Here is an 18,249-nt window from a genome sequence, read left to right as displayed (position 1 = left end):
GCGCACTACCAATAACCTCAAATCGGTCGGTTCGATTGGCAGGAAGCGTATCAAATTGACTGCTTCATTTACAGGGGTTGCCCGTGCCGTTCGCGCCAAAGTGTTACCCGTGAGCGACAATGAAATTATAAATTTGGCATTCGGTATTTTTTGGCAAATTATTTCAGATACGGAAATTCACTAATTAGTGCAATTGTGATCGTAGGGATATTAAATTATTGGCCAATCGCCAGACCACCATGAACGGTCGCCGGGTGCCGCGCCCCACGCCGACGGCCGTCCGCGGCGGCACATGTCGATAGCTATCCCGCTCCCGCGTCATGATCGTTGGTGGAATTGCAAAAATCGTGAGATAGTTGCCTAAGTCGTACCGCGTATATTTCATATAACGAGATGAGAAACGATATCGAATATGGCCATTGCTGAGAAGCTGGAATACCGCCGAATGACCGAGCGCGACATCGGCGCTTTTTATGACGTGCGATTCTCCGTGAGCGAGAATAGAATCCATCCTCACCAGGTTCACCTGCTCAACCGCAACCTCTTGATCGAGAAAATCAGGCAGGGAGGCGGCTGGATTTGTGAATCTCGTGATGAGGTGGTCGGGATCTGCCTGCCGGTCATCACCGAAAAGCCGTTCATCACTGCATTGTTTGTGAGGCCGTCATTCCATGACGCCGGCATCGGCCGCGCGTTGCTCGACCGTGCGCTGACGTGGTTGAAGGAGAAGGGCGTGGCGCAAGTCACGCTCGTGACCGATCCAGGCTCGCGAGCCGATGGCTTCTACCAGCGTCTCGGGTGGAAGCGCGGCGAACTGGACGAGTATGGATGCCAGGTCGTGTTTACGAAGTCGCTCGGAAATGCGTGATCCAAGGCGTCAAATGAAGCCGGTAGCCGACGTCAGTCACCGCACTGCAGCGCAACGTCCCGCGCCGCTTCACACCATCTTCGTCACGCTCGACTTCATGAAGCGTATGGGGGTTCCCGTCGACGTCCTGCTGAGAGGCACGGGCATTTCCCCCTCGGACGTCGAGCGACCCAACGCAATGGTCACGCATGCGCAGGAAATGGTGCTGTTTGCGAATGCACTCGAGGCAACCGGCGACACCGCGATCGGGCTTCATATCGGAAACGCGATCCCGGTGACATCGTACGGCCTGCGGGCCCACGCGATGCTGGTGAGCCCGACGCTGGGTGACGCGCTGCGCCTGGGCTTCGAGCATCCATTGCTGGGGATCAGTTATTTCAGAATGAGGATGACGACGAGGGGCGATGTGGCCAGGATCGCGGTTGGCGGGTATACCTATCGCTCGGATCTCCTTGTTTTGAATACCGACATGGTTTTCACCGCCATTCGCCGGGAGATGCATGATTTGATCGGCAAGTATCCGGCGTTCCTGAGGATAGGATTTTCTTATCCGGAGCCCCCGCACGTGGAATCTTATCGTGCCTATTTCAACTGCCCGATCGAATTCAATTCCAGCGAAAATTTTCTTGAGTTCGATCGATCAACGCTTGAGACCGCGCTTCCGCTCGCACACCCGATAGAATTCGAATTGGCAAAAAAGGCGTGCGCAAAGCGCGAATTCGAACTGGCGCACTGGGTCCCGTCGGACCTCATCGGACGACTGCTCGGCCTGATGTATGACAACCCCGCGTGTCAAGACATCGCCGATTTTTCCAGCGCGCTCGGACTGTCACTGCGCAGCTTGCAGCGCAAACTCCAGGAAATGGGAACGTCGTTCAGCGCCATGCACAACCTTGTACGTCAAGACCTGACGTCGCAATATCTTTCCAAAAAGGAATATTCGATCAAGGAGATTGCTGCGCGATTGGGGTATAAAAACACATCCGCATTCAGCCGGGCGATGAAGCGTTGGTCGAAAGAAGCGACTGGATGACATCCGGAAGATTGTCTGTACGACCCACGCGATCGAGTCGCGGCACATGCGGCTTCGCAAGATCGTCAAGGCGGCAGCCGATCGCACACGTCGCCAGCCGCCCTTCATCCAACCACCGCCCTCAACCACCCCAGCAACTCCGCCTGCGCACTCCCCGCCGCCACCGGTTCCGGCGTCAACAAGCAGTAATGCGAGCCATCCTCGACGAACCCCATCGGCGCGACCAGCACACCGCTTTCGATATCATCGCGAACGAGATGCCACGGACCCATGGCGACACCGAGCCCCGCGACCGCCGCCTGCAGGCTGAAGTAGAAATGGTCGAACACCTGCCCGCGCCCGCCCGCCACCGGCTGATTCGCCGCCACCGCCCATTCCTTCCATGCGTCCGGCCGTGTCCGCGTATGCAACCGCGGCGCGTCCTTCTTCAATGAACGATCGCCGCGACGCGCGGAAAACCACGCATCGACCTTGTCCGGCCGGCAAACCGGCCCGATCTTCTCCGCGAACAGCCGCTCCGCGTGATAACCCGCTGGCCACGCAAAGTCATTGCGTCGAATCGCCATGTCGATGCCGCTGTCGAATGAAAACGGGCCACCCGCGGCCGCCAGGTGAATGTCGACGCCTGCATACCGCTCCTGAAAATCCGGCCAGCGCGGAATCAGCCAGCGCATCAGAAGCGTCGGCTCGCACGACAGAACCCAGCGCCGCGCCCGGGCAGCCTCGGTACGCAATTCCTGCGCGGCGTGCCGCATCAGCCCGAGCCCTTCATGGACGGCCTGCGCCAGCTTGCGGCCCGCATCGGTCAGAAACACGCGACGGCTGCGCCGCAGAAACAGCGCCACGCCCAGGTCGCCCTCGAGCAATCGCACCGCGCGGCTCACCGCGCCATGGGTCAAGCACAGTTCGTCGGCAGCACGGCTGAAGTTCTCGTGACGCGCCGCCGCCTCGAAGCAACGCAGCGCCATCAGCGAAGGCAGGTTCACGCGAACCGATTGTGAGTCAATCTCACCATTCTGGTCAGAAATCATCGCTTTTCCCGATGGAACATGATCCATAAGATTGGGCCATCAAGCCATCAATCGCAAGGACAAGACGATGACCGAGTTGATAGTTGTAGTCACCATCACACTGCTTGCCGTGATCAGCCCGGGGCCGGATTTCGCGATGGTCACGCGCAACAGCCTGATGCTGTCGCGCCGTTCGGGCGTGCTCACCGCGCTGGGTATCGGGCTCGGCGTGACGATTCACGTGAGTTACACGCTGCTGGGCGTCGGCCTGCTGATCCGCCAGTCCCTGTGGCTCTTCAATGCCGTCAAGCTGGTCGGCGCGATCTACCTGATCTACCTCGGCGTGAAGATGCTCATGACGAAGGCCGGCAACGGGCAGCCGGATGCACCGGCCGCACCGCTATCCGATCTGGCCGCGCTGCGCACCGGCTTCCTGACCAATGCGCTGAACCCCAAGACCACGGTGTTCATCGTCAGCCTGTTCATGCAGGCCGTGCGGCCGGACACGCCGTTGATCGTGCAGATCGGCTACGGCGCGTTCATCGCCGTCGCGCATGCCGGCTGGTTCAGCCTGGTGGCCCTGTGCTTCTCCGCGACGGCCGTCCGCGATCGGCTGCTGGCACTGCGCCACTGGATCGACCGCACCTTCGGTTGTCTGCTCGTCGGCTTCGGCGTCGCGCTCGCCATCGCACGCGGCGGGCGCTGAAGATCGAATCCGGCCGCTTGCGTGAACGAGCCCGGCGACTGATAACCAAGCCCGCGCACATGGATCACCGCCGCCGTTTTTCCGGCCAGCTTGCCGGCGCTGCCGGAAATGGAATTCGTGATGATGCATGGCGCGGCGATGCCGGCCGCCGTCGAATTCACCGCGACGATTTGCGATGAAACCGCCATGCGCAACGGGGCAGGCACGCGCAACAAGCCTTGGTGGGCATCGTTCGCGGTTGAGGTCCGAACCACGCACTCGCCGACGCATTCGCGTTCGCCCCCCCACGGCGCGCTGCTTGCGAAACCGCTGCGCGCCGGGCGCGGTGCGCCGCCGGTCTCAGCGCTTCGCGGTCAATCCCGCCCGCACGCCCTCCGGTTCCCGGCTCCGCCCGAGCAGCGCCGCCAGCGACAGATCCGCGAGCTTGCCGAACGGCGCGCGCAGCAGGCTCGGCAGGTTCCAGCGCCCCAGCGCGAACACGCCCTTGGCATGGCTCATCGCGCGGAATCCCTCGATGCCGTGATACGCCCCCATCCCGCTCGGACCGACGCCGCCGAACGGCAGGTCTTCCTGCGCGACATGCAGGAGCGTGTTGTTGATGCCGACATTGCCCGACGTGGTGCGCGTCAGCAACGACGCGCAGTCGCTGTCCCGCGCGCCGAAGTAATACAGCGCGAGCGGCCGCGGACGCGCATTCACGTAGTCGACGACTTCGTCGATCGTGCGATAGGTGCGCACCGGCAGGATCGGCCCGAAGATCTCTTCCTGCATGACGGTCGTATCGTCGCCGGCCCCGACGATCAGCGTGGGCGCGAGCGTCCGCTTGCGGGTGGCCGCCTGCTGCGGGTTCACGCCCGCCTCGATCACGCGTGCGCCTTGGCTGCGTGCTTCGTCGACGAGACGTTTCAGGCGATCGTAATGCCGGTCGCTGACGATCGACGTGTAGTCCGGGCTGGTCGGCCCGTCCGGGTAGAAGCGCGCGACGGCCGCATCGTATTGCGCGATGAACGCGTCGAGGTCGTCTTCATGCACCAGCGCGTAATCCGGCGCGACGCAGGTCTGCCCGCCGTTCGACAGCTTGCCGAACACGATGCTGGACATCGTCCGGCCGTCGACGTGCCCTCTCGCGACGATCGCCGGGCTCTTGCCGCCGAGTTCGAGCGTCACCGGCACCAGATTGTCGCTGGCCGCCTTCATGACCTTGCGGCCCACCTGCGTGCTGCCGGTGAACAGCAGATGGTCGAACGGCAAGCCGCTGAAGGCGGCGCCGACTTCCGGGCCGCCGAGCACGACCGCGACTTCTTCGCTCGGGAAGGTCTCCGCGAGCATCCGGCGCATCACCTCGCTGGTGCGCGGCGTCAGTTCGGATGGCTTGAGCATCGCGCGGTTGCCCGCGGCCAGCGCGGTGGCCAGCGGAATGAACGTGAGCGCGAACGGGTAGTTCCACGGCGCCATCACGCCGATGACACCCAACGGCTGGTATTCGACGTGCGCCTGCCCGGCCCGATAGAAAATCCCGACGTGCCGGCGCTGCGGCTTCATGAAGCGGCGAAGGTTGCGCGTCAGGTAGTCGATCGCCTGGATCACGCCGACCAGTTCCATGATCGCGGTCTCGTGTCGCGAGCGGTGCCCGAAATCGGCGCTGACCGCCTCCTCCAGTTCGCGGCGATACGCGAGCACCACGGCGCGCAGCCGCGCGAGCCGGGCCTTGCGCTGCTGCATGCTCGGCGGCCCCTCGCTGACAAACGCGTTGCGCTGGCGGGCCAGCAACACCGCCGGGTCGAAGCTCGAGCTGGATTCCGCGAAAACGGCCATGGTGCACCTCACGAGGTTGCGTCAATGTAGACACTGTCAACTTGCATGCGGCGGATCATAGGACCACAATGTGTTCCCTGTCAACATAGGAGCAACGCGATGTCGTCGGATGGGGATGCGGACGCCGGGCAAAGGGCTTATCACCACGGGGATCTGCGTCGCGCGATCATCGAAACGGCGCTCGACACGCTGCACGAGCAACAGGGCTGGCAGTTCACGCTGCGCGAAATCGCGCGGCGCGCGAACGTCAGCCACTCGGCGCCATACCGGCATTTCCCGGACAAGGCCGCGTTGCTGCACGAACTCGCGCTGATCGGCTTCGACCGGCTGCACGACGACCTCGTCGCGTCCGTCGATCCCGCGGCGCACGCACCGGACGTACTGCTCGCACTGGCCTACGCCCATCTCGCGTTCGGGCAGCGCAACCCGGATCTCTATCGACTGATGTTTGCCGCGGATGCCGGGGAGCCCACGGACATCCATCTCGATCCGCGCGTGCAGGCGCCGTTCCTGCTGGTCGTCGACATCCTGGAGCGCGGCCAGCGCGCCGGCACGATCCGCCCGCGCCCGGCGCTCGGCCAGGCGACCGCCTGCTGGGCGCACCTGCATGGCCTGACGATGCTGGTGATCGACGGGCGGCTGGTGCGCGAGAAGGTCGGCGATCACGCGATCGAGGATGCGCTGACCACGTTGCTGGACGGACTCGTGCTGCCCGCGAATCCCGCGAAGGCGGCGAAAACGAAAAGGCCTTGACCTTCAACTTTGCTTCAAGGTTATGGTTTGCCTCGGCAGCCTGTCGAGGTCATGGGTATGGGTACTGCCATCCGACAATCCGGCGGTGCGTCGACGACGCCCGCCCGCCCGTGGCCGATGAAAGGGAAACCGTATCATGAGCAAGCGCATCCTCCACGTCGTCAGCAACGTCGCGCACTATGCCGATCCGTCGCAACCGACCGGCCTGTGGCTGTCCGAGCTGACGCATGCCCATCACATCTTCGCGGCGAAAGGCTATGAGCAGCAGCTCGTGAGCCCCAAGGGCGGCGTGTCGCCGCTGGAGCCGCGCTCGCTCAAATGGCCGCATGTGGACGCCGCCGCGAAGGCGTGGCGCGCCGACCCGGCCAACGCGGCGCTGCTGGCCAGCACCGCGCGCCCTGACGAGATCGATCCGGCCGATTTCGATGCGATCTACTTCACCGGCGGCCATGCGGTGATGTGGGACTACCCGGATGATGCGGGGTTGCAGCGGCTCACGCGCGAGATCTACGAGCGCGGCGGCATCGTGTCGTCGGTCTGTCACGGCTACTGCGGGCTGTTGAACACGAGGCTGTCGGACGGCTCGCTGCTGGTTGCCGGCCGCCGGATCACCGGCTATTCGTGGTTGGAGGAAATCCTGGCCGGCGTCGCGAAGAAGGTGCCCTACAACGTCGAGCAGCAGATGCAGCAGCGCGGCGCGCGCTACGAGAAGGCGCTGCTGCCGTTCACGTCGAACGTCGTCGTCGACGGCCGCCTGGTGACCGGCCAGAATCCGCAGTCGGCGAAAGCGACCGCGGAACAGGTCGTCGCGTTGCTGTGACGTGATGCGCCGGCGGCGGCTCAAGCGCCGCTCGACCGGCGCACAACTGCTTCGCCACGATCGACGGCGACCGTTGCAGCGTCACCGCTTCCGCGATCCGCCGCATGCCCGGGTGGAATCCGCGGCAGTCATCGTTGCGCACGGGTTGCACAATCGACCGACTCCAGCTTCGCGGCGATTTCGGCGATCCTCGACAGGATCCGTGCCTTGCGCTGCGCGAGCTGCGCCTCGAGCGCCTCGATGTCCTGCACCTTGCGGCCCAGCGCAGCCAGCAACGAATCGCATGGCCATTGCGCGAGGTCGGCCGGGATCAAGGTGCGAATCTCGTCGAGACTGAAATCCGCCTGCTGCGCGGCCGTGATCAGATCGAGCACCGTCACCGCTTCCTGCGGATAAGTGCGATAGCCGTTCGCTTCGCGCTCGACGAGCGTCAACAGACCGATGCGTTCGTAAAAGCGGATGCGCGAAGGGGTCACGCCGGTGCGTTCCGCCAGTTCCCCGATCTTCATGTTCCGATACTCCCCGGCCGGATCGTGTCCGGCCCTCTGCCCCGTCGTGACTGTCAGCTGTCTCCTGATATTGATTCGCAATCCGATCTTTATCGGCTTCCTGTCGAATGGCGAACGGCACGCGCTCAAATCACTTCGAAACGCAACCCCGCATGGCGAACCAGGCGCTCGATGTAGCGCGTGTCGAACATCGTCGCGGGGGTCCAGAAGCCGCCGCCGCGACCGGTCTTGACGCCGTCGCCCGCGCAATCCAGTGCGAGACTGATCGCGGCCTGGCCGAGCATCTTGCCGGTGGAGCCGTAGCCCGGATCGCGGTCGCCGGTGACTTTCACCCGCAAGGTCTTCCCGTCGTCGGCACGGCCGAAGAACCGCAGATCGTAGCGGCCGGCCAGTCGTGCCGCAGCGCTCGGCCCCTCGCCGGGTTTCGGCAGCAGGAAGCGCTCCATCAGGCTGCGCACCGGCTTGACGACGACACCCGCCATGAACGCGCCGAGGCCCGCCACCATCGTCACCGCGGTCAGGCGGCCCTTGAGGCCCGTACCCGTCATCACCGCTTCGTCGTACGTGAAGCGGCTGCCGTACGCGTTGCCGGCAAGCGCATTGGTGCGATGCGCGATACGCTCGTTGATCGCCGCCATCACGAATGGCGCGATCCACGCATCGAAGTCGCGGTCGAACGCGGCGGACCGCACCGCATGCTGGCGCATCGTGAAGCCATGCCCCTTCGGGCACAGCGAATAAGGATCGAGCAGTTCCCTGCGCAACGCGGGATCGGCCGCGGCCTCCCGGACGACGTTGATCACGCTCGCCACCGTGCCGCCCGACGCGCCGCCCTTCAGCGTCCTGACACGCATCTTCACTTGCGTGGCCGGCATGCCCCACTGCTGTCGCGCCTGTTGCTGCAGGAAGAACACCCCCATGTCCGACGGCACCGAATCGAAGCCGCAGCAATGGACGATGCGCGCGCCCGATTGCCGGGCCGCCGGCTCGTACTTGTCGATCATCCGCTTGATCCACTGCGTCTCGCCGGTAAGGTCGCAGTAGTCGGTGCCGGTTTCCGCGCAGATCCTGACCAGCGGCTCCCCGTAAAGCGCGTAGGGGCCGACGGTGGACACGACCACCCGCGTCTGCGCGCAAAGCGCTCGAAGCTGCGCTTCGTCGGCCGCGTCGGCGACGATGATCGGCACCGACTGCCCGGCCGCGCCCAGCGTATCCCTGACCTGCCTGAGCTTTGCCTCGGAGCGGCCGGCAATGGCCCAGCGCAGCGCCTCTCCGGAGCCCGACAGGTATTCCGACAGGTAGCGGGCCAGGATCTGCCCGACGAAACTGGTGGCGCCGAACACGACGAGATCGTGGATCGGACGGGTCGTGGGCGACGCCTTCGGCGCCGGCGTGCCGCGGCGTTGCGTGGTGTCAGCGTTGCTTTCCGGGTTCATCGAAGGCCTTCAAGGGAGTCGGCAGGTTCAGCACCAGCTGCGCGTCCTTCACCACGTCGAGACGCAGGATGGTGGACGCGCCCAGCCCGTCGAGCAGCTGGCTCAACGGACCGCCGTGCCGCACGAGCTCGACGTTGCGCGGCAGCAGGCGCTGGGCGAACGATAGCGCATTCGTCTGCACCCATGTCTGGTGCCATTCGCCGTCGATGCGGTTGATCATCGTCGACGTGCCCATGTGCGACTGCGACGCGACGCGGGTCAGCTCGGGCATCGGCACGCTCAGGCTCAGGTCCGGCCGGCCGCCCGGGCCGGCAATGCGGGCGCTGGCGGTGGCGCCGAGGTTCACGTCGATATCGGCGAGCCACTTGGGCAGTTGATAGCCGTGCACGCCGCGCACCCGCGCGATTTCGGTGGTGACCGGCAGCGCCAGGACGTGCGCAAAGAAGCTCCGACGCCGCATCGAGTCGATCAGCTCGAGCGCGTGCGACCCTGTCGCGCCGGGCCGCCGGATCACCACCGCGACCGACACTTCGTCATACGGATCGTTGTCGCACACCGAATACGAGAAGAAGGTCAGCGCGACGAGCCCGTACCCGGGCAGCGCGCGCAGCGGCTCGAGCGGCACCGGCAGCGTGGTCCGCAGGCGTTCGAGCGGCGCGAGGAACAGCAGCTGAATGCTGCTGGAACGATAGTAGAAATTCGGCGCCCAGGTCGGGCCGACCTTCGACTCCACCTGACGCTTCGGAATCCGACGGAAAAAGTCGATGTTCCCCGCCGCGGGATCGCGCGCCACCTCGTCGAGGTCAGGGTTCATCCGGAACCGGTCGTAGTACCCGCCTTCGGGCACGTCGACCTTGTGTGGTCCGAATTCGACCTGTGTCAACCGCCTTTCCATGTTCGTCGCCTCTCGTCGATGATCGACCGTGGCAGGCAACACCCGATGCCCGCTGACTCACTGCCGTCAGCAAGCACTCTAAGATTGAAGTCAACTTTAAGGTCAAGGGCCCGCGTAGAGGGGCACGTCGGATTGCGTCCGGGCGACCGGCAGGCGCTCGCCGCGCCGATGTCGGATCATTTGACGGCCGTGCGACGCCCCTTGCCGGATGTCGACACCTCGCCCGAATTGCGCAACCGGTCCATCACCCATCGCGTACGCTCCGAGCAGTTCAGCTCGGTCGGCCGGTTCTTGATGCTGTCGATCGCAACCAGCAGCTGCGCCTTGTTCTCCTTGAGGCGCTTCTGCATCGCCTCGATCTCGGCGACTTTCCGTTCGAGTGCCTCCACCAGCCCGTCATGCTGCCAGTTGCCGGCTTTCACCGGCAGCAGATGGCGAATCTGCTCCAGCGAGAACCCGGCGCTCTGTGCGCTGGCGATGATCTCAAGCATCCACACCGCATCGTCGCCGTAGTCGCGATAACCATTCGTGCCGCGCTCCACGGCCGTGAGCAGCCCTTCAGCCTCGTAGAAACGGATCCGCGATGCCGTCAGGCCACTGAGCTTCGCGAGCTCCCCAATTCTCATACCTGCCTCGCCAGCGCATTGACATTAAACCTAACTTTAAACCTAGAGTGAGTGCATCGCCAAGGCAGGCGGACGGCCGATGCCGCCGCGTACGCAGCGCCCGCCTGGCGACCACCGCGAACGGCAGGACCGTCACGGATCGACATCGCCCACCGAACAGGAGCAGACATGGGATACGTCACAACGAGGGATGGCGTCGACATCTTCTACAAGGACTGGGGCCCGCGCGACGCCCAGGTGATCTTCTTTCATCATGGCTGGCCGCTCAGCGCCGACGACTGGGATGCGCAGATGCTCTACTTCCTCGCACAGGGCTACCGCGTGATCGCGCACGACCGTCGCGGCCACGGGCGCTCCAGCCAGGTCTGGGACGGTCATGGCATGGATCACTACGCGGACGACGTCGCCGCGGTCGTGAAACACCTCGGCGTGCAAGGCGCCGTGCACGTCGGCCATTCGACCGGCGGCGGCGAGGTCATCCACTATGTCGCCCGTCACGGCGAAGACCCCGTCGCCAAGGCCGTGCTGATCAGCGCCGTTCCGCCGCTGATGGTCCAGACGGACAGCAATCCGGGCGGCCTGCCGAAAGCGGTGTTCGACAACCTCCAGGCGCAACTCGCGGCAAACCGCGCTCAGTTCTACTACGACGTCCCGGCCGGCCCGTTCTACGGCTACAACCGCGACGGCGCAAAACCGTCGCAAGGCGTGATCTGGAACTGGTGGCGGCAGGGCATGATGGGCAGCGCGAAGGCGCACTACGACGGCATCGTCGCGTTCTCGCAGACCGACTTCACCGAAGACCTGAAAAGCACCACGATTCCCGTTCTCGTGATGCATGGCGACGACGACCAGATCGTCCCGTATGCCGACTCCGGTCTCCTGTCGGCGAAGCTGGCCAGGAACAGCACGTTGAAGACGTATGCCGGCTTCCCGCATGGCATGCCCACGTCGAACGCCGAGACGATCAACGCCGATCTGCTCGCGTTCATCCGCAGCTGAACGCCGACAACGCCACCGCGACCTTCAGTTGCCGCCGCGGCTGAAGGCCGTCCGATTCGTATTCGATTCCGCCCTATCGCGCAAACCGTTACTCCGGCGGAATCCGGCTGGTTTATAGTCCGGGTTGCCCATTCGACGAGGAGCGCTGCGATGACATTGCTGGCCAATGGTCCGTTTGAAGTGAAGCTGAATCCGGAATCCCTGAGTACCGTCGCGGAACACGCCGGGCTCGGCCGCATGTCGCTGGACAAGCAGTATCACGGCGACCTGGAAGCCGTCAGTCAGGGAGAGATGCTCGCGTTTCGAAGCAGCGTCCAGGGCTCCGCCGGCTATGTGGCGATGGAAACCGTGCAAGGTGCGCTGGGCGGCCGCCACGGCAGTTTTGTCCTGCAGCACAGCTCCACGATGACGCGCGGGCAGCCGCAGCAATCGATCACCGTCGTGCCCGATTCCGGAACCGGAGAATTGCTGGGGCTCTCAGGCTCGATGACCATTGCCATCGACAACGGCCAGCATTCGTACCGCTTCGACTACACGCTGCCTGACTCGCCCCGGTAAGCCGACGCATCGGGTGCGGTGACTTCATCGCGTCGCCGCGACGTGACAGTCACACCCGCCTGGCAGCATTCATCCGCCCGATACCCGGCGATTGCGCTTCGACGAACGCATTGCCGGGTTCGCTCATGATCGCGTGAGGCATTCGACCGCGGCGATGCGCTCAACCCTCGCCGAGCCATCACACCACGGTCGCCACGCGTTCAATTCCACGCATGGCGCGCCGGCCGCACGCCGTTCAGGTAGTAGTTGCCGACGAGGTGATATTTCCAGCGCACCGGATCGTGCAGCGTGTGCGTGCGTGCATTGCGCCAATGCCGGTCGAGGTTGTGCTCGGCCAGCGTCGACTGCGTGCCGGCCAGCTCGAACAGCTTCTCGCCCGCGAGCAGCGCAATCTCCGTCGTCAACACCTTCGCCTCGCCCACCGCCACCGACGCGCGCGCCACATCGCCCTCGGTCACGTCGTCGCGCGCCGCGATCTCGTCGAGCGTACGCGCCGCGCGCTCGAGCAGCGCCTCCGCCGCATGCAGCTGGATGTGCAAGTGCCCGATCTCGCGAATCGTCAGCGGATCGTCGGCCGCCCGCTCGACGCCGCTGTCGACCCACGGCCGCGTGCGCGTGCGCACGAACGCCAGCGTATCGTCGAGCGCGGCCTTCGCGATGCCCGCGTCGATCGCGGCCTGGATGATCTGCGACAGCGGGCCGTTCAACGTCGGCAGATCCGACACGCGCTGGGCCGGCAGCACGTGCGACGCAGGCACGCGCACCTCGTCGAGCACGACGGTGCCGCTCGCGGTGGTCCGCTGCCCGAACCCCGACCAGTCGTCGATCACGGTCAGCCCGGGCGTCGGCTGGCGAATGTACGCGAGCCACGCGTGGCGCTCGTCGTCGAGGCCGAGCACCGGCACGTAATGCGCGAACAGCGCCCCGGTCGAATAGAACTTGGTGCCGTCGACGACGTAATCGTCGCCGTCCCGCCGCACGCGCGTCTTCAGGTCGAGCACGTGCTTCGTGCCCTTCTCCGAAAAACCGTTGCCGAACCGCTTGCCGCTCAGCACTTCCGAGAAAAAGTGACGCTTCTGCGCGTCGGTGCCGGTCAGCGCGATCACGTCGACCAGCCCGAAATGATTTTGCGGCAACTGCCCGAGCGACGGATCGGCCGCCGCGACGATCTTCACGACCTCCGTCAGCGTCACATGCGATACGCCCGCGCCGCCATAGGCCTTCGGCACCGTGATGGCCCACAGCCCCGATTGCGAGAACCATTCGATCTCGTCGTGCGGCAGTCGGCGCGCCCGGTCGCGCTCGGCCGCCCCTTCCGCGAGCCGCTGCGCAAGCGCATGCGCGGCCGCGATGGCCTGCGCGTCGTCGGCGATCACGCGGGCCGCCTGAGGTTGCGTATCGGCCGGCCGTTCCTGGATCGTGGCGCTCGTCTCTGACATCGGGCTCTCCTGCTGATTGACGGAAAGATTCAATCTAGCAGCGCCCCGCATGCCGGCAAACCGATCGATTCGCACAACGATATTCCTTCGGACGACAAACGATCCGGCACGCCGCAGGCAGGAAACCGCGCGTCAGCGGTGAGATCGACGCTTCAGCATCGACACCACGCCGCCCCGCCGGCGTAATGCCCGATGGCGATAACGATGTGCGAATCCGTTATTGGATCGTCGGCAGCGCGCTTCATATACTGGCCTGCCGGCATCGACGACCCCGCCTTTCAAGGACTCCGCATGACTTCGTCTCCCGCAGCAACCCGCCTTTCCACCGGCGCCGACTATGACGCGCTTGCCAGCCGCTTCAGGCCGATCTTCGAACGCATCGCGGCCGGCACCACGGAACGCGAGCACCGCCGCGAGCTGCCGCACGAGGCGATCGGCTGGCTGAAGGCCGCCGGCTTCGGCGCCGTGCGGCTGCCGGTGCACGACGGCGGCGCCGGCGCGTCGCTGCCGCAGCTGTTCCGGCTGTTGATCGAACTCGCCACCGCCGATTCCAATCTGCCGCAGGCCTTGCGCGGGCACTTCGCGTTCGTCGAGGACTGGCTGAACGCGCCGCCCGGCGCCGATCGCCAGACGTGGTTCGACCGCTTCGCGAGCGGCCAGCTCGTCGGCAATGCGTGGACGGAAACCGGCGACGTCGCGCTTGGCCAGACCATCACGAAGGTTTCGGAACGGAATGGCCGGTTCGTGCTGAACGGCCGGAAGTTCTACAGCACCGGCAGCCTGTTCGCCGACTGGATCGACGTGTTCGCGCAACGCGCGGACGACGGCCGCGACGTGATCGTCGCCGTGGCAACCGCGCAGCCCGGCGTGATCCGCGAAGACGACTGGGACGGCTTCGGCCAGACGACGACCGGCAGCGGCACCACGCGCTTCGAAGACGCGGCGGTCGACGCACGGGACATCACCGACTTCGCGCGACGCTTCAAGTACCAGACGGCGTTCTACCAGCTCTTCCACGTCGCGACGCTGGCCGGCATCGGCCACGCGATCGTGCGCGACGCGGGCGACCTGGTACGCCGCCGCACCCGCGTATACAGCCACGGCAACGCCCCGCGCGCGGCCGACGACGCGCAGCTTCAACAGGTCATCGGCGAGATCGCGTCGTGGGCCTATGCGGCCGACGCGCTCGCGCTGCGCGCCGCGCAGCCGCTGCAACAGGCCTACGAAGCGCACTTCGGCGGCGACGCAACGGCCGAGCACGATGCGAACGTCGCGGCCGAGATCGAATCCGCGCAAAGCCAGCTCGTCGTGTCGGAACTCGTATTGCGCGCGGCGACGCGCCTGTTCGACGCGCTCGGCGCTTCCGCGACCCGCAGCACGACGGCGCTCGATCGTCACTGGCGCAATGCGCGCACCGTGTCGTCGCACAATCCGCTCGTCTACAAGGCACGGATCGTCGGCGACTGGGTCATCAACGGGCGCACGCCGCCGTTCGTCTGGCAGATCGGCAACGGCGCAGGCGCGGATGTGGATGCGAGCGCGAACACGCAGGCAGCGACAGGAGCCGCCCGATGAGCAAGACCATCCGCTTCAACGCGTTCGAGATGAACTGCGTCGGCCACCAGTCGCCCGGGCTGTGGGCCCACCCGCGCGACCGGTCGTGGCAGTACAAGGATCTCGACTACTGGACCGACCTCGCGCGCGTGCTCGAACGCGGGATTTTCGATGCGATCTTCATCGCGGACGTGATCGGCTATTACGACGTCTACCAAGGCAGCAATTACCACGCGCTGCAACAGGCCGCGCAGATCCCGGTCAACGATCCGCTGCAGCTCGCCGCGCCGATCGCGATGGCGACCGAGCATCTCGGCATCGGCATCACCGCATCGACGACGTTCGAGCACCCGTACACGTTCGCGCGCCGGCTGTCGACCGCCGACCACCACACGAAGGGCCGGCTCGCGTGGAACATCGTCACGTCCTACCTCGAAAGCGGCGCGAAGAACGTCGGCGATCACGGCTTGCGCACGCACGACGACCGCTATGCGGTCGCGGCCGAATACGTCGAGGTGCTGTACAAGCTGTTCGAGGGGAGCTGGGAAGACGGGGCGGTCGTCCGCGATCGCGACGGCCGCGTGTTCACGCATCCGGAGAAAGTGCATGAGATCGGCCACAAGGGCCGCTTCTTCGACGTACCCGGCTACCACCTGTGCGAACCGTCGCCGCAGCGCACGCCGGTGCTGTTCCAGGCCGGCGCGTCCGGCCCTGGCAAGGCGTTCGCCGCGCAACACGCGGAATGCGTGTTCGTCGCCGCGCCGACCCGCCCGCAGCTCGCGCGCTACGTGGCCGACGTGCGCGCGCAGGCCACGGCTGCCGGGCGCGACGCGAGCAAGGTCCTGATCTACAACCTCGTCACCGTGATCGTCGACGAAACCGACGAGAAAGCGCAGGCAAAGTTCGACGAATATCGCCAGTATGTGTCGTACGACGGTTCGCTGGTGTTCATGTCCGGCTGGACCGGCATCGACTTCGGCCAGTACGCGCCGGGCGATCCCGTCCGGCGCGTCGAAACGAATGCGATCGTGTCGGCGGTCGAGCACCTGGCGGGCGGCGACACCGCATGGACGATCGAGGAACTGGCGGCCTGGGGCGGCATCGGCGGCCTGGGCCCGGTGTTCGTCGGCTCGGCCGCGACCGTCGCGGACATCCTGCAGGAATGGGTCGCCGCTACCGACGTGGACGGCTTCAATCTCGCGTATGCGTTGGCGCACGAAACCTTCGAGGATGTCGTGCGTCATCTCGTCCCCGAGCTGCAGCGGCGCGGCGTGTATCCGACCGGCTATGCGCCCGGCACGCTGCGCGAGAAACTGTTCGGCGGATCGGCGCGGCTGCCTGACGAACATCCGGCCGCGCAGTTCCGCGACATCGAGCAGGTCAAGCGCGATGCCGAGCGGGTAGCGGCCTGAGCGTAACGGCAATGTATCGGCTGGTTGGCCCGCGTGCGGGCCGGCCGGCTTCACGATGAGCAGAAACCGGTGCGTCGGGCCACCACTCGCCCGATCCGCCGCCCGATCGCCCCTCTCCCCTCACTCGCCACCCGGTGCGACGCCTACGTGCACTCTGCTTCCGCGCTCGCACATCGAGCGGGCGAGCATTGCGGTCGTGGCAACGACGACGCGCGCACCCAGCGCGCTCGCGTTCCCAATGACGCGCGACCGCGACCTCGCTCAAGCACCGCCGTCGTCGTCGATATCACGCGCCGTCGGCTCGTAACGCACGATCAGCAGGAACACGATCGGCGTAGCGGCGCTGATCGCGACGACCCAGAACATATCCGTACCGAGCCGGGCCTGCAGGATCGGCAGCACGAACAGCGCGAGCGCCTGACCGATGCCGCACAGCGAACGCCCGAAGCCGACGCCGGTGCCGCGGATCGCCGCCGGATACGACAGCGTCGGGTAGATCATCATCTGCGCGCCGGGCCCGAACCCTTCGGCGAACAGCCAGGTCCCGAGCATCAACAGCACGAAGCCGATCGCGACTGCACCATGCGGATGCCCCGCCAGCGCGAGCGCCACGAGCGCGACGCACTGGAGTGCGAATCCCGCGATCGCGACATGACGCGACGCATGGCGACGGGCCAGGCGCATGCCCAGCAAGCCGCCGGTGAACGCAAACAGGACGTTCAGCGCCAGCGACGCCGCGATCGTTTCGAACACACCCGCACCGAGAAACTGCGACAGGATCGACGGCAAGAAGAAGGCAATCGCCGTGTATTCGAACGGGATGCACAGATTCATCACGCTGGCGACGATCGTGCGCCCCAGGTACGGGCGCTGGAACAGCACGCGGATTCGCACGGGCGGCGGGCTCGGCGCGCGTCGGGCGTCCTCCGCTTCGTGCGCGTGAATCCCGTACGACTCGCGCAGAATCCGCGCGGCATTGGCCAGATCACCCTGGTTCGCGGCCCACAGCGGCGATTCGTTCATGAAGCGGTTCCTGAACAGAATGATGACGAGCGCGGGCACCGCGCCAAAGATCAGCGACGCGCGCCAGAGCCATCCGGCGTGCTCGGCAGGCAGCAGGAAATACAGCCCGAAGATCAGCAGGAAGCAGACCGAGGACGCCACGTACCACATCGGGCACCACGCCGCGAGCCGCGACGCCTTGTTGCCGCGACCGTTGAACTTCGAGAACTCCGCGAGAAACGCCATCGCGACCGGCAGATCGATGCCGACACCAAGCCCCATCACGAAGCGCGCGCCGATCAGCACCCAGACGTTCGGCGCCAGCCCGGCCGCGATCGCCGCGACCACGAAAAACAGCATATCGGCCATGAAAACCTGATAGCGGCCGATCTTGTCGGTCAGCCATCCGCCGATCAGGCTGCCGAAGATCGTGCCGATCATGATCGCCGACCCGACCAGCCCGGTCAGCGCAGGTGTCAGGCCGAACTCGCGCGCCACGTCATCGATCCCGTAGGAGAGCGTCGTCAGGTCGTACGCATCGAGAAAGACGCCGCCGAGCGCCAGCAATACGATCATCCGGGCATGGCTGACCGGGCTGCCCACCGTGTTGATCAGGCGCGCGACGTCGCTTGCAGAGCGAATGGGTGACGATACCGGCGTGACAGCATTCAGATCAATCGAACTCATCGCATTCCTTAGTTTTCCGCCGAATGATCGGCGAGGTCCGCATGGAGCCGGAAGTCGGGCGTTCAACATGCGCGACCGACAAAGACCCGGTGCTACCGCGATCCTTTCGACACGCGCCGCCATCACG

General features: G+C 65.4%; 17 protein-coding genes and 2 pseudogenes. 10 read left to right on the top strand and 9 right to left on the bottom strand.

What is annotated here, in order from left to right; genetic code table 11:
- The first annotated feature begins 412 nt into the window (after positions 1 to 412).
- Together HWX39_RS17040 and HWX39_RS17035 are read left to right on the top strand one after the other, a co-directional pair.
- A complete protein-coding gene (locus HWX39_RS17040; protein ID WP_175969168.1) occupies positions 413 to 868 on the top strand; it encodes a GNAT family N-acetyltransferase in 456 nt (151 codons plus the stop codon).
- A gap of 13 nt (positions 869 to 881) precedes the next feature.
- Positions 882 to 1,901, top strand: coding sequence for an AraC family transcriptional regulator (locus HWX39_RS17035; RefSeq protein ID WP_175969167.1), 1,020 nt, complete (start codon positions 882 to 884; stop codon positions 1,899 to 1,901).
- 104 nt (positions 1,902 to 2,005) lie between these two features.
- On the opposite strand, the gene HWX39_RS17030 is transcribed toward HWX39_RS17035, so the two are convergent.
- Complete coding sequence (locus tag HWX39_RS17030) at positions 2,006 to 2,932, bottom strand: LysR family transcriptional regulator (protein WP_175969166.1); 927 nt, start codon at positions 2,930 to 2,932, stop codon at positions 2,006 to 2,008.
- 67 nt (positions 2,933 to 2,999) lie between these two features.
- On the opposite strand from HWX39_RS17030, the gene HWX39_RS17025 reads away from it, so the two are divergent.
- Positions 3,000 to 3,617, top strand: a complete 618-nt coding sequence (locus tag HWX39_RS17025) for a LysE family transporter (RefSeq protein ID WP_175969165.1) — start codon at positions 3,000 to 3,002, stop codon at positions 3,615 to 3,617.
- Here HWX39_RS17025 and HWX39_RS36825 read toward each other — a convergent pair.
- Positions 3,608 to 3,724, bottom strand: a pseudogene (locus HWX39_RS36825) (FMN-dependent NADH-azoreductase); the annotation flags it as partial. The gene HWX39_RS17025 and the pseudogene HWX39_RS36825 sit on opposite strands and share 10 nt — an antisense overlap.
- Between HWX39_RS36825 and HWX39_RS36295 the strand changes: the two are divergent.
- A pseudogene (locus HWX39_RS36295) lies at positions 3,708 to 3,833 on the top strand (LysR family transcriptional regulator); the annotation flags it as partial. The pseudogenes HWX39_RS36825 and HWX39_RS36295 overlap by 17 nt on opposite strands.
- A 123-nt stretch (positions 3,834 to 3,956) precedes the next feature.
- On the opposite strand, the gene HWX39_RS17020 reads toward HWX39_RS36295, so the two are convergent.
- Positions 3,957 to 5,432 carry a coniferyl aldehyde dehydrogenase gene (locus tag HWX39_RS17020; RefSeq protein ID WP_175969164.1) on the bottom strand — a complete coding sequence of 492 codons (1,476 nt, stop codon included), beginning with the start codon at positions 5,430 to 5,432 and terminating at the stop codon, positions 3,957 to 3,959.
- Positions 5,433 to 5,531: 99 nt separating this feature from the next.
- On the opposite strand from HWX39_RS17020, the gene HWX39_RS17015 reads away from it, so the two are divergent.
- Both HWX39_RS17015 and HWX39_RS17010 read left to right on the top strand, forming a co-directional pair.
- Positions 5,532 to 6,185, top strand: a complete 654-nt coding sequence (locus HWX39_RS17015) for a TetR/AcrR family transcriptional regulator (RefSeq protein WP_175969163.1) — start codon at positions 5,532 to 5,534, stop codon at positions 6,183 to 6,185.
- A gap of 136 nt (positions 6,186 to 6,321) precedes the next feature.
- Complete coding sequence (locus HWX39_RS17010) at positions 6,322 to 7,005, top strand: type 1 glutamine amidotransferase domain-containing protein (RefSeq protein ID WP_175969162.1); 684 nt, start codon at positions 6,322 to 6,324, stop codon at positions 7,003 to 7,005.
- Between the two features lie 128 nt (positions 7,006 to 7,133).
- Here the strand turns inward: HWX39_RS17010 and HWX39_RS17005 are convergent, their stop codons facing one another.
- The 4 genes from HWX39_RS17005 to HWX39_RS16990 all read right to left on the bottom strand — a co-directional run bounded on the left by HWX39_RS17005 (position 7,134) and on the right by HWX39_RS16990 (position 10,471).
- Positions 7,134 to 7,514: a MerR family transcriptional regulator gene (locus HWX39_RS17005; RefSeq protein ID WP_175969161.1), complete on the bottom strand. Its 381-nt coding sequence runs from the start codon at positions 7,512 to 7,514 to the stop codon at positions 7,134 to 7,136.
- Positions 7,515 to 7,639: 125 nt separating this feature from the next.
- Complete coding sequence (locus HWX39_RS17000; protein ID WP_244135030.1) at positions 7,640 to 8,950, bottom strand: saccharopine dehydrogenase NADP-binding domain-containing protein; 1,311 nt, start codon at positions 8,948 to 8,950, stop codon at positions 7,640 to 7,642.
- Positions 8,928 to 9,845 carry an acetoacetate decarboxylase gene (locus HWX39_RS16995; protein WP_175969160.1) on the bottom strand — a complete coding sequence of 306 codons (918 nt, stop codon included), beginning with the start codon at positions 9,843 to 9,845 and terminating at the stop codon, positions 8,928 to 8,930. Before HWX39_RS16995 ends, HWX39_RS17000 begins: the two co-directional genes overlap by 23 nt.
- Positions 9,846 to 10,021: 176 nt before the next feature.
- Positions 10,022 to 10,471, bottom strand: coding sequence for a MerR family transcriptional regulator (locus HWX39_RS16990; protein ID WP_175969159.1), 450 nt, complete (start codon positions 10,469 to 10,471; stop codon positions 10,022 to 10,024).
- Between the two features lie 168 nt (positions 10,472 to 10,639).
- Here HWX39_RS16990 and HWX39_RS16985 point away from each other — a divergent pair, with 168 nt between their 5' ends.
- A complete protein-coding gene (locus tag HWX39_RS16985; protein ID WP_175969158.1) occupies positions 10,640 to 11,470 on the top strand; it encodes an alpha/beta hydrolase in 831 nt (276 codons plus the stop codon).
- Between the two features lie 150 nt (positions 11,471 to 11,620).
- The gene (locus HWX39_RS16980) at positions 11,621 to 12,028 is read left to right on the top strand and encodes a DUF3224 domain-containing protein (RefSeq protein ID WP_175969157.1); all 408 of its coding nucleotides are present in this window, start codon (positions 11,621 to 11,623) and stop codon (positions 12,026 to 12,028) included.
- A 200-nt stretch (positions 12,029 to 12,228) separates the two neighbouring features.
- Here the strand turns inward: HWX39_RS16980 and HWX39_RS16975 are convergent, their stop codons facing one another.
- Complete coding sequence (locus HWX39_RS16975) at positions 12,229 to 13,467, bottom strand: SfnB family sulfur acquisition oxidoreductase (protein ID WP_175969156.1); 1,239 nt, start codon at positions 13,465 to 13,467, stop codon at positions 12,229 to 12,231.
- Positions 13,468 to 13,758: 291 nt separating this feature from the next.
- Between HWX39_RS16975 and HWX39_RS16970 the strand changes: the two genes are divergently transcribed.
- Complete coding sequence (locus HWX39_RS16970) at positions 13,759 to 15,042, top strand: acyl-CoA dehydrogenase family protein (RefSeq protein ID WP_175969155.1); 1,284 nt, start codon at positions 13,759 to 13,761, stop codon at positions 15,040 to 15,042.
- On the top strand, positions 15,039 to 16,433 hold the full coding sequence (locus HWX39_RS16965; RefSeq protein ID WP_175969154.1) for an LLM class flavin-dependent oxidoreductase: 1,395 nt from the start codon (positions 15,039 to 15,041) through the stop codon (positions 16,431 to 16,433). The genes HWX39_RS16970 and HWX39_RS16965 overlap by 4 nt, the downstream gene beginning before the upstream one ends.
- Before the next feature lie 261 nt (positions 16,434 to 16,694).
- Here the strand turns inward: HWX39_RS16965 and HWX39_RS16960 are convergent, their stop codons facing one another.
- Positions 16,695 to 18,122: an MFS transporter gene (locus tag HWX39_RS16960; RefSeq protein WP_175969153.1), complete on the bottom strand. Its 1,428-nt coding sequence runs from the start codon at positions 18,120 to 18,122 to the stop codon at positions 16,695 to 16,697.
- Positions 18,123 to 18,249 lie beyond the last annotated feature (127 nt).

Origin of the sequence: Burkholderia sp. BCC0322, from assembly GCF_902833045.1 — a bacterium.
In the GTDB taxonomy this organism is placed as follows: Bacteria; Pseudomonadota; Gammaproteobacteria; order Burkholderiales; family Burkholderiaceae; genus Burkholderia.
Note: the sequence above shows the minus strand (reverse complement) of the source record. Positions and strands in the feature narration are given on the sequence as shown.